The 12920-nt window shown below is 71.7% G+C and carries 10 protein-coding genes; all 10 read right to left on the minus strand.

What is annotated here, in order from left to right:
- Window positions 1-50 precede the first annotated feature (50 nt).
- The 10 genes from J3P41_RS19145 to glgX all read right to left on the minus strand — a co-directional run bounded on the left by J3P41_RS19145 (window position 51) and on the right by glgX (window position 12891).
- Complete coding sequence (locus J3P41_RS19145) at window positions 51-1328, minus strand: M23 family metallopeptidase (RefSeq protein WP_210648884.1); 1278 nt, start codon at window positions 1326-1328, stop codon at window positions 51-53.
- An 88-nt stretch (window positions 1329-1416) separates the two neighbouring features.
- The gene (gene ftsX / locus J3P41_RS03790; protein ID WP_210648885.1) at window positions 1417-2328 is read right to left on the minus strand and encodes a permease-like cell division protein FtsX; all 912 of its coding nucleotides are present in this window, start codon (window positions 2326-2328) and stop codon (window positions 1417-1419) included.
- A gap of 76 nt (window positions 2329-2404) precedes the next feature.
- Window positions 2405-3094, minus strand: coding sequence for a cell division ATP-binding protein FtsE (gene ftsE, locus J3P41_RS03795; RefSeq protein WP_210648886.1), 690 nt, complete (start codon window positions 3092-3094; stop codon window positions 2405-2407).
- Window positions 3095-3142: 48 nt separating this feature from the next.
- Complete coding sequence (locus J3P41_RS03800; RefSeq protein WP_210648887.1) at window positions 3143-3436, minus strand: hypothetical protein; 294 nt, start codon at window positions 3434-3436, stop codon at window positions 3143-3145.
- A 4-nt stretch (window positions 3437-3440) separates the two neighbouring features.
- Entirely contained in the window at window positions 3441-4556 is a 1116-nt protein-coding gene (prfB, locus tag J3P41_RS03805; RefSeq protein ID WP_210648888.1) for a peptide chain release factor 2, read from the minus strand.
- A gap of 68 nt (window positions 4557-4624) precedes the next feature.
- Complete coding sequence (locus tag J3P41_RS03810; RefSeq protein ID WP_210648889.1) at window positions 4625-5677, minus strand: hypothetical protein; 1053 nt, start codon at window positions 5675-5677, stop codon at window positions 4625-4627.
- Between the two features lie 118 nt (window positions 5678-5795).
- Window positions 5796-6608: a hypothetical protein gene (locus tag J3P41_RS03815; RefSeq protein ID WP_210648890.1), complete on the minus strand. Its 813-nt coding sequence runs from the start codon at window positions 6606-6608 to the stop codon at window positions 5796-5798.
- Between the two features lie 64 nt (window positions 6609-6672).
- Complete coding sequence (gene treZ / locus J3P41_RS03820) at window positions 6673-8433, minus strand: malto-oligosyltrehalose trehalohydrolase (protein WP_210648891.1); 1761 nt, start codon at window positions 8431-8433, stop codon at window positions 6673-6675.
- A 1-nt stretch (window position 8434) separates the two neighbouring features.
- On the minus strand, window positions 8435-10711 hold the full coding sequence (treY, locus tag J3P41_RS03825; protein WP_210648892.1) for a malto-oligosyltrehalose synthase: 2277 nt from the start codon (window positions 10709-10711) through the stop codon (window positions 8435-8437).
- Window positions 10708-12891, minus strand: coding sequence for a glycogen debranching protein GlgX (glgX, locus tag J3P41_RS03830; protein WP_210648893.1), 2184 nt, complete (start codon window positions 12889-12891; stop codon window positions 10708-10710). The genes treY and glgX overlap by 4 nt, the downstream gene beginning before the upstream one ends.
- Between the last annotated feature and the right edge of the window lie 29 nt (window positions 12892-12920).

The following is a 12920-nucleotide window of genomic DNA, read 5'->3' on the forward strand; positions in this document are numbered from 1 at the left end:
CGCCGGCCCCGTCCGTATGACGTTGCGCGCGGCGGCGGGCCGGGCGGGGGTCACAGCCAGTTCATCGGGTCCACGGCCTTGCCGTTGGCCATCACCGTGAAGTGCAGGTGGCAGCCGGTCGACCAGCCGGTGCTGCCCTCGTAGCCGATGACCTGGCCCACCTCGACCCGGTCCCCCACGCCGACGTTGTAGGAGCTGGCGTGGTTGTAGATGGTGGCCAGGCCCACGCCGCCCATCGCGCCGTGGTCGATGACCAGCCGGTTGCCGTAGACGCCGCTGACGTACGACGACACGACCCGCCCCGGCGCGGCCGCCCGCAGCGGGGTGCCGCAGCCGCCGGCGAAGTCCACGCCGTCGTGCAGGCCCCAGTAGTGGTAGATCGGGTGCTCGCGGTAGCCGAAGGGCGAGGTGACGTAGCCGTCCACCGGCGAGGCGAGCAGGCCACCGCTGGGACCGGACGCCGGAGGCGCCTGTCCCTGCGCGCGGGCCTGGGCCCGCTGCCGGCGCAGGGCGGCCAGGGCACGCTGGCGCAGCATCTCCTCGATCCGCGCCTGCTCCCGCTCGAGCCTGCGGAGCTTGGCGAGGTCCTGGGCGCGGGCGCGGCTCGCCTCCGCGCGGGCGTCGCGGCGCTCGACCACGAGCGAGACCACGGAGTCCTTGGCCGCCTTCTCCTCGGCCTCCAGGGCCTGCATCAGCGCGAGGTGCTCGGCCGCGGCCTGCCGCTTGGCCGCCACGTCGTCGCGGGCCTCGGAGACCTGCTGCTCGCGGACCTCGAGGAGCACCTCGGCGGCCTTGAGCTCGTCGTACGCCCGTGCCTCCTGGCCGACGATCACGTCGCGTACGCCGTCGCGGCGGGTGAGCTCCTCGGTCGAGTCGGCGTCGATGAGCGAGGCGAAGGCGATCAGCTCGGGGTCGCCCTCGGAGTACATGTCGGCCACGGTCGAGGCCACCTGCTGGCGCTGCGCCTCGCGATCGACCTCGCCCTGCGCCAGGTCGGCCTCGGCTGCGGCCAGCTCCGCCTCGGCGGCGACCAGCTCGGCCTGCATCTGCGCGTCGCGCTCGCGCGCGACCTCGACCTTGCCGCGAGCGGTGGCGAGACGGGTCTTGGCGAGGTCGAGCTGCTCCTGGGCCGCGTCGAGCCGGGCGGTGGCGCGCTGCAGCGAGGAGCTCGACTCGTCGAGGTCCTTGTGAGCGCCCTCGATCTGGCGCTCGACCTCGTTCTTCTTGTCCTTGAGGTCCTCGGCGTGAGCTGCGGAGACGCCCAGAGCCAGGACCGCGACGAGCGAGGCGGCCATGCGGCGTTGAGCGGTACGGGGGAAGGGACGCACCGGGGGAAGCCTTTGCGTTGGGGAAGCGGGGAAGGTGCCTCCCCTCGCACGAGTCGGGAGGAGACGGCTAGACGCTAACGTCCGCGGCTCAGACTTTGAGGTATTTGCGCGTCAGCACGAGTGTCGGGAGCAGCGTCAGCAGCGGACCGAGGATCGCGACCGCCCCGGCGGCGAGCCAGAACTCGTCCCAGCCGATCCAGGGGACGAACTTGAGCCGGTTCTGCGAGATCTCGTCGATGCCGAAGTACATGAAGCCCCACAGCGCCCCGCCGGCCAGCGCCACGCCGATGAGCGCGGTGACCAGCGCCTCGAGGAGGAAGGGCAGCGCGATGTAGAGCGTCGAGGCGCCCACCAGCCGCATGATGCCGATCTCCTTGCGGCGGGCGAACGCGGCCAGCCGGATCGTGTTGGCCACGAGCAGCAGCGCGGCGAAGACGAGGAAGGCCGCCGTGCCCAGCGCGACCCACTGCAGCATGTTGATCGACTCGAGGATCGGCGCCACCTCGTCGCGCATGTCGCGGACCCGCGAGACGCCGTCGAGCCCCTGCACGGCGCTGGTGATGCCCTCGTACTGCTCGGGATCGCGCAGGGTGATCCAGATGGTCTGCGGCATGTCCTCGGCGGTGATCGCGGGGTTCTCACCGGAGAACAGCTCGTCGCCGTAGAGCTCGCGCGCCTTGTCGAGGGCCTGCTCGCTGGACTCGAAGTGGAAGTCGGCGACCTCGGGGTTGTCCTCGACCACCTGCGAGATCTCGGTCTTCTGCGCGTCCGTGACGGCGTTGGGGCACACCGCGCTGCTGTCGTTGACGCGGCACAGGTACACGGTGATCTGCAGCTGGTCGCCCCAGTGGGCGGCGGCCTTGGTGGCCTGCTGGTTGAACAGCACACCGATGCCGACGAGCGTCAGCGAGACGAACAGGGTGAGCACGACCGCGAGGTGCATGGACAGGTTGCGGCGCAGGCCCTGGCCGAGCTCGGAGGAGACGTAGCGAAGCTGCATGGAGGGGAGGCTCTCGATCCGTGTGAGATCAGTGGAGGGATCAGGTGGAGGGATCAGGTGGGCTCGGGCTGAGCGGTCAGTTCTGGTGGCCGTAGACGCCCTGCGCCTGGTCGCGTACGACGTGGCCGTTCTCGAGCTCGATGACGCGCTTGCGCATCTGGTCGACGATGCCGGAGTCGTGCGTGGCCATGACGACCGTCGTACCGGTGCGGTTGATACGGTCGAGGAGCTTCATGATGCCGACCGACGTGGTCGGGTCGAGGTTGCCGGTCGGCTCGTCGGCGATGAGGATCATCGGCCGGTTCACGAACGCGCGGGCCACGGCGACGCGCTGCTGCTCGCCGCCGGACAGCTCGTCGGGCATCCGGTCGCCCTTGCCGCTCAGGCCGACCAGCTCGAGCGTCTCGGGGACGACGTCCTTGATCTCCTTGCGCGACTTGCCGATCACCTGCAGCGCGAAGGCGACGTTCTCGGTCACCGTCTTGTTGGGCAGCAGGCGGAAGTCCTGGAACACGGTGCCGATGTCACGACGCAGCCGCGGGACCTTCCAGCTGGCCAGCCGGTTGATCTCCTTGCCGGCGACGTAGACCCGGCCGGCGGTGGGTCGGTACTCGCGCAGCACGAGCCGCAGGAAGGTGGACTTGCCCGAGCCCGACGACCCGACCAGGAAGACGAACTCCCCCTTCTCCACGTCGACGGAGATGTTGTCGAGGGCGGGGTGCGGGTGGCCGGGATAGGCCTTGGTCACCTTCTCGAAGCGAATCACGGCGTCGAGGCTACGTGAGGGGTGGGGGCTGACCGGAAACGCACGCCGCTAACGCGGCAGCGCCTCGACGGCGTCCTTGGCCGCCTTGAGCCCGGCGCCGGTGCGCTCGCGGTAGAGCTTGATGGCGTGGATCGTCTTGCCGGCGCTGTGCAGCGCCTGCACCTCGGCCATCCAGCCCTCCGGGGCCGGAGCCGGCACGGGCCTGTCGGACGACGGCTGCGACAGCTGCGCGAGCTGCGCCTCGAGCCGCGCCACCCGCCGCTCGAGCTCGGCGATGCGAGTGCGGTCGGCGTCGTTCCCGCTGCCGGGGCCGATCACCTCCGGCCGGCTGAACAGACCCATCGGCTCAGGCGTCGACCTTCTCGGCCCCACGGCGCCAGCGGATGCCGGCCTCCATGAAGTCGTCGAGGTCGCCGTCGAAGACCGCGCTCGGGTTGCCGGACTCGTGCCCGGTCCGCAGGTCCTTGACGATCTGGTAGGGGTTGAGGACGTAGTTGCGCATCTGGTCGCCCCAGCTGGCGGCGACGTCGCCCTTGAGGTCCTTCTTGAGCGCGGCCTCCTCGGCCTTCTTCTGCGCCAGGAGCTTGGCCTTGAGCACGACCATCGCGGAGGCCTTGTTCTGCAGCTGGGACTTCTCGTTCTGGCAGGACACGACGATGCCGGTGGGGATGTGCGTGAGCCGCACGGCGGAGTCGGTGGTGTTGACCGACTGGCCGCCGGGTCCGCCGGAGCGGAACACGTCGACGCGGATCTCGTTCTCGTCGACCTCGATCTCGTCGGTCTGCTCGAGGACCGGGACGACCTCGACCGCGGCGAAGGAGGTCTGGCGACGGCCCTGGTTGTCGAAGGGGCTGATCCGCACCAGGCGGTGAGTGCCGGCCTCGACCGACAGGGTCCCGTAGGCGTAGGGCGCGTGGATGGCGAACTCGGCCGACTTGATGCCGGCCTCCTCGGCGTAGGAGACGTCGTAGACCTCCACGGCGTACTTGTGCTGCTCGGCCCAGCGCGTGTACATCCGCATCAGCATCTCGGCGAAGTCGGCCGCGTCCACGCCTCCGGCGCCGGAGCGGATCGTCACGATGGCCTCGCGCTCGTCGTACTCACCGGAGAGCAGGGTGCGGATCTCCAGCGACTCCACGGCCTTCTTGATCCGCCCCAGCTCCACCTCGGAGTCGGCGAGGCTGTCGGCGTCGCCCTCCTCCTGGGCCATCTCCACCATCAGGGCGAGGTCCTCGACGCGGGTCTCCAGGTTGGTGAAGCGGTCGAGCTCACCCTGGAGGGCGGAGAGCCGTCCGGTGACGCGGGTGGCGTTGTCCTGGTCGTCCCACAGGTCGGGGGCAGCGACCTGCTCGCCCAGCTCGGCGATCTCGGCGCGCATCTTGTCGAGGTCGAGGACCTGACCGATGGTCTTCATGGTCGCCTGGAGCTGCTTGATCTCAACGTCGTAGTCGATGCTTGCCACAAGAGCCAACAGTACGGCGTCGGGCGCGACGAGCGCGAAAGCGATGGCCGCGGCAGTCGACGGGGCGCTCAGAACCGGAGCGTCACGAAGCCGTCGCCGCCGCGGGCAGCCGTACCCGACCCGGTGCCGCCGTTGGCCCCGTCGCTCGGACCCGCGACGCCCGACAGCGCCGCGTTCCCGGTGAAGCTCGAGCCGGCGCCACCGGCTCCGCCCGCGTCGACGGTCGTGCTGATGTTGTTCACGAGGAGGAAGGTGGCGCTCCGCGTGCCTCCCGACCCGCCTCCGGCGTAGCCGCCCCCACCGCCGCCGGCTCCCACGGGTCCGCGCGAGGCGCCTGCTGCTCCGTTGCCACCGCCGTTGAGCCCGGCGCCGTTCGCGCCGCCGGCCGTGCCGGGACTCCCGGAGCCGGATCCGCTGCCGCTCGTGCCACCCGCGCCGGGAGTCGTCGCGGCGCTCGGGAGGCCCGCGGCGCCACCCCCGCCGCCGGCGGCCACGGACACCTGGCCGAGCAGCGCCGCGTAGGTGGCCGTCGCGTCGCCGCCCCGGTCCGCCACTGCGGCCGACGTACCGCCGGCACCGGGGTTCGAGGACGAGGGGTTGTTGGGAGCCGAGAGGCCCCCCTTGCCACCGCCACCGCCGGCGACCACCAGGGGCGTCGCGCCGAGCAGGACGGCGCTGCCGCCGCCTCCGCCGCCGGCGACCAGCCCGGAGCCCCTGCCGCCCGCACCACCGCGGCCATAGCCGACGCCACCGACGCCCGCCGTGGTGGCCGTGCCGACGCCCTCACCGCCTCCGCCGCCGACGACCACGGTCAGCGCGACACCGGCCGCATTGCTCGGCAGGGTGATGGTCCCGGTCACCCGCGCGCCGGAGCCGCCGCGCGCCGCGGTGTTCCCGCCCCCGCCGCCGCCGACCACCTCGAAGGTGATGACGCGGTAGCCCGCAGGGATCGTCACCGTGTGCGTCCCGGGCGTGGTGTAGTTCTGGACGAAGCTGGCGGCGTAGGCGGGAGCGGCCGCAGCGACCGAGACGACGGGAACGCTCCAGGCGACCCCCCGGGTGAAGGTTCGCCTGGTGACCTCGCGTCGCGGCCCGGTCTTCGGAGCCCGCTCGTCGTACATCCACAAACCCTCTCCGACTCGGCACCGGAGAGGTAACGATAGCAACAGGGCGGTAACGGCGCGGGCGCTTCGGGCAGCCTGCTCCCCGATCGCGCCCGCGCCTGTCGAGCCGTTGGCCTCAGCGGGTGCAGAGCACCTCGGGCGTGGCGATGGCCGCGGTGGCGGCGGGTGTTGCGCTCGTGGTCAGGTCGAAGCGCAGGCGGAAGACGCCGGTGACGTCGAGCGACCCGGCGACGACGGTGCCGACGGCGAGCGCGTGGTCGTCGACGACGGTGCCGTCGGAGGTGACGGTGACGCGGCCGGTCGAGCCGGTCGCGGAGTCGTCGGTGAGGGCGTACGTCGCGCGCAGGTCCGTGCACTTGCGACCCAAGGTGTACTCCACCGAGGCCGGCGTGCCCGAGGTGGCCGTCGCGAGGCTGAGGGAATAGCTGTCCGCGGCGATCATGACGGTGCCCGGGTCGAGGTTGACTCTCGCGCCGCTGAGGCGCGAGGCCAGGCTCTGCCAGGCGTACACCTGCACGGGCAGGGCCTTGCTCACGCCTCGCCGCAGGCCGTCGGAGGCGGGCTTGACCACGCGGTACTCCCGCATCCCCGGCGTCGACGGGTCGTCCTCGAGCACGTAGGCGCCGCTGCTCTTGACCTTCGCGCTGCCGGTGGCCCTCCACTTCTGCTTGCCTGCCACGCGCTGCTGCAGGATCACCTTCTCGCCGGCCGCCTTCGGCGTCACGCGGCCGCGGACCTTGATGGTGTCCTCCTTGCCGATCGCGACCTTCAGGTTGGCCTTGGCGGTGACCTTGTAGGCGTCGGCCTTCGCCGCAGCGGCATGGCTCGGCGCCAGGGAGAGCGGGCCGGCCGCGAGCGCGGCCGTGGTCAGGGTGGCGGTGGTGAGGGCGGCGACCCGGCGCAGTGCGGGCATCGTGGTGCTGGTCATCTGGACGTCCCCGTGGTGAGGTTCGGTGGCCCGAGGGCCTTGGTCACCAGGGAGACTCAGCGGGTCACGAGAAAGTTGCGACCGGTCCCAGAAGGCATCCCGCGTGAGCGGGCACCGAGAGCGTCGCGCCGTCCAGCGTCACCCCGGCGGGCGTCTCGAACAGCACGTCGCGCTCCCCCACCTCGAGGCTCGCGGCGTCGTCGCCGGTGTTGACGACGACGAGCAGGTCGCCGCGTCGCATCGCGAACAGCCGGCCCTCGACCGTGCAGGAGACGGAGCCGAACGCCGGGTCGGTGAGCTGCGGCAGCGAGCGCCGCAGCCGGGCCAGCCGGCGGTAGCAGTCGAGCACGACGGCGTGGCGTCCGTCCGACCGCTCGTCCCAGTCGAGCTTGGAGCGGCGGAAGGTGTCGGGGTCCTGCGGGTCCAGCACGTCGTCGGGGTCCCAGCCCATCTTCTCGAACTCGGCGATGCGGCCCTCCGCGGTCGCCTTGCCGAGCTCGGGCTCGGGGTGCGAGGTGAAGAACGCGAAGGGGCTCGAGGCCGCCCACTCCTCGCCCTGGAAGAGCATCGGCGTGAAGGGGCCCGCGAGCGTCAGCAGCGCCGCGCAGGCGAGCTGGTCGTCGTCGAGGTGCTCGGCGAGCCGGTCGCCGCGGGCGCGGTTGCCGACCTGGTCGTGGTTCTGGTTGGCGACGACGAGGCGCCACGTCGGCATGTGCTCGGTGTCGACCGGCCGGCCGTGGTCGCGCTCGCGGAACGAGGAGTAGGTGCCGTCGTGGAAGAACCCGCGCTCGCACACCTTGGCCAGCGCCTCGAGCGGCTCGAAGTCGGCGTAGTAGCCGGTCGTCTCCTTGCTCAGCGCGACGTGGACGGCGTGGTGGAAGTCGTCGCTCCACTGGGCGTCGAGGCCGTAGCCACCGCCCTCGCGGGGCGTGACGAGCCGCGTGTCGTTGAGGTCGGACTCCGCGATCAGGGTCAGCGGCCGCCGCACGTGAGCGGAGTACGCCGCGGTCTCGATCGCCATCTCCTCCAGCAGGTGCACCTCGGAGGTGTCGCTGAGCGCGTGCACGGCGTCGAGGCGCAGCGCGTCGACGTGGTAGTCCTCGAACCACATGCGCACGTTGTCGAGGATGTAGCGGCGGACCTCGGCCGAGCCCTCGCCGTCGAGGTTGACCAGGTCCCCCCACGTGTTGCGCCCGTCCTTGAGGTAGGGCCCGTAGAGCGGGAGGTAGTTGCCGGAGGGGCCGAGGTGGTTGTAGACGACGTCCTGCACCACGCCGAGGCCCGCGGCGTGGCAGGCGTCGACGAAGCGCCGGTAGCCGTCCGGGCCGCCGTACCCCTCGTGCACCGCGAACCAGCCGACGCCGTCGTAGCCCCAGTTGTGGGTGCCGTTGAACGCGTTGACCGGCAGCAGCTCGACCAGGTCGACGCCGATGTCGAGGAGGTGCTCGAGCCGCTCGGCGGCCGCGTCGAAGGTGCCCTCGGGCGTGAACGTGCCGACGTGCAGCTCGTAGACGACCGACCCGGCCAGCTGGCGGCCGGTCCACGACGCGTCGCTCCACTCGTACGCCGTCGGCTCCCACCGCGAGAGCCCGTGCACGCCGTCGGGCTGGCGGCGCGAGCGCGGGTCGGGTCGCGGGTCGGGGTCGTCGTCGATCAGGTAGCCGTAGTCGACGGCGGCCGTGGGGGTCGGCACGGGCTCGGTCGGCGTCCACCAGCCGTCGCCGGCGCGGGTCATCTCGACGACCTCGCCGGCCAGGCTGAGCCGGACCCGCTCGGGTCGGGGGGCCCAGACGTCGAAGGGGGTGCGCAGCGCTCCGGTGGTCATGTCAGTCCTTCCTCACCAGTAGGGCGACCGGGTGGACGGCCAGCAGGTCGGCCAGGCGGCCGTCGGTGTCGAGCCCGGTCAGCACGTCGTGCCAGCGGCCCTCGGGCAGGTCGAGCACGGTGTCGGCCCAGCCGCCGGCGGCGGCCAGCCCGACCGGCAGCCGGGTGACGACGGTGATCGCCCCGCCCCGGTCGTAGGCCACGACGTGGCCGGCCGCGGGGCCGGTGGCGGTCACGGGCGCGTAGTCGGTGAACAGCTCGGGGCGCTCGCGCCGCAGGGTCAGCGCGGAGCAGGTGACGTGCAGCTTGGCCGCGGCGTCGTCCTCGGCGGTGCCGGCAAGGACGGCGGCACGGTGCTCGAAGTCGACCGGGCGGCGGTTGTCGGGGTCGACCAGCGACGTCTCCCACAGCTCGCTGCCCTGGTAGACGTCGGGCACGCCGGGGATGGTGAGGGCGAGCAGCTTGGCGGCCAGGGCGTTGGCCTGCGCCGGCTCCTCGAGGCGGGTCGAGAGGTCGACGAGCACCTGGCGCACCTCCGCGGACTCGAAGATCGCGTCGACGGCCGCGTGCACGGCCGACTCGTAGTCCTCGTCCGGCGCGGTCCACGTCGTGCGGTCCCCGGCCTCGCGCATCGCCTTCTCGGCGTAGCCGTGGAGCCGGTCGGGCAGGTCGGGCAGGTGGTCGGGGGTCCACGCGCCGAGCACGGCCTGCCACAGCAGCGAGCCGAACGCCGGGTCGGGCACCGGGACGAGCCGCAGCAGCTCCTCCAGCGCGCGCTCCCAGTGGCCCGGCTCCTCGGCGAGCACCGTGATCTTGGCGCGGACGTCCTCGCCGCGCTTGGTGTCGTGGGTCGACAGGGTGGTCATCGCGTCGGGCCAGTCGCGCTGGCGCTCGGCCATCGCGGCGTGGAAGTCGTCGACGTCGACGGCGAAGACCGACGGGTCGCCGCCGACCTCGTTGAGCGAGGTCAGTCGCGACCAGCGGTAGAAGGAGCAGTCCTCCACGCCCTTGGCCATCACCATCCCCGACGTCTGCTGGAAGCGCAGGGCCGGCGCCGTCTCGGGGTCGCCGAGCACGGGCTCCAGCACGTCGTACGTCGCCGCGAGCCCGGGCCGCTCCGCCCGCGCGGCGGCGAACGCCTGGTCGAGGTGGTCGCGGCCCTCGGGGAGGTAGGAGCGGTAGACCGGGAAGCAGGCCAGCAGCTCGGCGACCGCGTCCCTGACCTCGGCCTCGGGGGCCTCGTCGGTGACGGCCAGGACCTCGCGGGCGATCCGGCGCACTTCGGACTGCAGGATGCCGTCGGCGACGGCCCGCTTGTTGTCGTGGACCATCCGGTGCCAGTCGACGTGCGTCTCGCGCAGCCGGTCCTCCAGCGCCGTCAGCGGCGCCTCACCGGCCGGGTCGGTGAGCACCCGGTCGATGAAGGCGAGCGCGTCGTAGCCCGTCGTGCCAGCGGTCGCCCAGTCGCGGGGCAGCTGCTCCCCCGGCTCGAGGATCTTCTCGACCAGCACGTAGGCGCCGCCGGTGAGGGCGGCGAGGTCGTCGAGGTAGCCCTGGGGGTCCCGCAGCCCGTCGGGGTGGTCGACCCGCAGGCCGTCGACGAGGCCCTCGTCGAACCACCGCCTGATCTCGGCGTGCGTCTCGGCGAAGACGTCCGGGTCCTCGACCCGCACCCCGGCGAGGGTGTTCACCGCGAAGAAGCGGCGGTAGTTGAGCTGGTCGTCGGCGGTGCGCCAGTTGACGAGCTCGTAGTGCTGCTCCTCGAGCGTCGACGTGCCAGGGGCCATCGGGAAGCGCTGGTCGTGGTAGTGGACCTCGTCGCCGACGATGCGGATGGAGCCCTCGTCGCCGTCCCCGACGACCGGGATCCGCAGCTTGCCGCCGCCGGCCTCCCAGTCGACGTCGAAGGCGACGGCGCGCTCGGACTGCTGCCCGTGCTGCAGCAGGTCCCACCACCAGGGGTTCTCCGCCGGCGTGGCCACCCCGACGTGGTTGGGCACGATGTCGACCAGCACGCCCAGGCCGAGCCGGCGCGCCTCGGCGGACACCGCGGCCAGCCCCTCGGCGCCACCGCGCGCTTCGTCGATGTGGTCGAAGGCGACCACGTCGTAGCCGTGCGTGCTGCCCGGCTCGGCGGCCAGGATCGGGGACAGGTAGACCCAGTCCACGCCCAGGTCGCGGACGTACGGCAGCGTGCGCGCGACGTCGTGGAGCGTGAAGTCGGAGCTGACCTGGAAGCGGTACGTGCTGTGCGGCGTCCTGCGCGCGGGGTCGGTCACGGCGCCTCTGTTCCCGCCGGGGTGCTCAGGGATGCGGAGACGGACCGGTCGATCTCCTCGGCTTCGGGCTCGGCCTCGACGTGCTGGCGCAGCACCAGCGTCGTGCGCTCCCCCATCGGCAGCGTCGTGCCGGCCTCGCAGCGGCCGCGGTCGTCGGCGACGCCGCCGGTGTCGATCAGCACGTCCCACGCCTCGGCGTACTCCGCCGGCGGCAGGGTCACCTCGCACGCGCCGTCGGCGTTGAACCACAGCAGGAAGTGGTCGTCGGTGATCTGGTTGCCGCGGGAGTCGCGGGTGTTGATGGCCTCGCCGTTGAGGTACATCCCCAGCGACTTCTGGCCCGACTCCCAGTCGCCGTCCTCCATCGGCCGGCCCTCGGGGTGCAGCCAGACGATGTCGTCGAGGCCGTTCTCGTCGGCCTGGCCGGTGAAGAACTGCCGGCGGCGGAAGGTGCGGTGCTCGCGGCGCAGCCGGGAGACGGCGGCGGTGAACTCGATGAGCCCGTGGTCGGCCTGGTCCCAGTGCATCCAGGTGAGCTCGTTGTCCTGGGCGTAGCCGTTGTTGTTGCCGTTCTGGGTGCGGCCCATCTCGTCGCCGTGCAGCAGCATCGGCACGCCCTGGCTGAGCAGCAGCGTGGTGATGAAGTTGCGCTGCTCGCGTGAGCGCAGCGCGTTGATGTGCGGGTCGTCGGTCGGACCCTCGACGCCGTGGTTCCACGAGCGGTTGTGGCTCTCGCCGTCGTTGTTGTCCTCGCCGTTGGCCTCGTTGTGCTTCTCGTTGTAGGACACGAGGTCGCGCAGGGTGAAGCCGTCGTGGGCGGTGACGAAGTTGATCGAGGCGAACGGGCGGCGACCGGAGTTCTCGTAGAGGTCGGAGGAGCCCGCGACGCGGGAGGCGAACTCGCCCAGCGCCGGCTCGCCGCGCCAGAAGTCGCGCACGGTGTCGCGGTAGGCGCCGTTCCACTCGGTCCACTGGGGCGGGAAGCCGCCGACCTGGTAGCCGCCGGGGCCGACGTCCCACGGCTCGGCGATCAGCTTGACCTGGCTGACCACCGGGTCCTGCTGCACGAGCTCGAAGAACGTCGAGAGCTTGTCGACGTCGTAGAACTCGCGCGCCAGCGTGGAGGCGAGGTCGAAGCGGAAGCCGTCGACGTGCATCTCGGTCACCCAGTAGCGCAGCGAGTCCATGATCAGCTGCAGCGAGTGCGGGTGGCGCACGTTGAGCGAGTTCCCGGTGCCGGTGTAGTCCATGTAGTACTGCGGGTCGTCCTCGACGAGGCGGTAGTAGGCCGCGTTGTCGATGCCCTTCATGCTGAGCGTGGGCCCGAGGTGGTTGCCCTCGGCGGTGTGGTTGTAGACCACGTCGAGGATGACCTCGATGCCCGCGGCGTGCAGCGCCTTGACCATCGCCTTGAACTCCTGGACCTGCTGGCCCAGGCCCTGCGCGGAGGCGTACGACTCCTGCGGGGCGAAGAAGCCGATGGTGTTGTAGCCCCAGTAGTTGCGCAGGCCCTTCTGCACCAGCGCGTCGTCCTGGACGAACTGGTGCACCGGCATCAGCTCGATGGCGGTGACGCCGAGGCGGGTGAGGTGCTCGACGACCGCGGGGTGAGCGATGCCGGCGTAGGTGCCGCGGAGGTCCTCGGGGACGTCCGGGTGCAGCTGGGTGAGGCCCTTGACGTGCGCCTCGTAGATCAGGGTCTCGTGGTACGGCGTGCGCGGGCGCGCCTCGCCCTCCCAGTCGAAGAACGGGTTGACGACCACGCCGAGCATCACGTGGTCGAGCGAGTCGTCGTCGTTGGTCGACTCGGGGTTGTCGAAGTCGTAGGAGAACACCGACGGATCCCACTCGTACTCGCCGACCGTCGCCTTGGCGTAGGGGTCGAGCAGCAGCTTGTTGGGGTTGCAGCGCAGGCCCTGCGAAGGGTCCCACGGTCCGTGCACGCGGAAGCCGTAGCGCTGTCCGGGCTGCACGCCGGGCAGGTAGGCGTGCCAGACGAACGCGTCGACCTCGGTGAGCTCCACGCGGGTCTCGACACGCTTGCCCTCGTGCTCGGGGTCGTCGTCGATGAGGCAGAGCTCGACTCGTTCGGCGACCTCGCTGAAGAGGGCGAAGTTCGTGCCGGTTCCGTCGTAGGTCGCGCCCAGGGGGTAGGCCGCGCCGGGCCAAGTCTCGGTCATGGTCCGACGCTACCGGCGAAGCGCGCCGG

It is taken from the genome of Nocardioides sp. SYSU D00065 (assembly GCF_017916425.1).
Taxonomy (GTDB): domain Bacteria; phylum Actinomycetota; class Actinomycetes; order Propionibacteriales; family Nocardioidaceae; genus Nocardioides.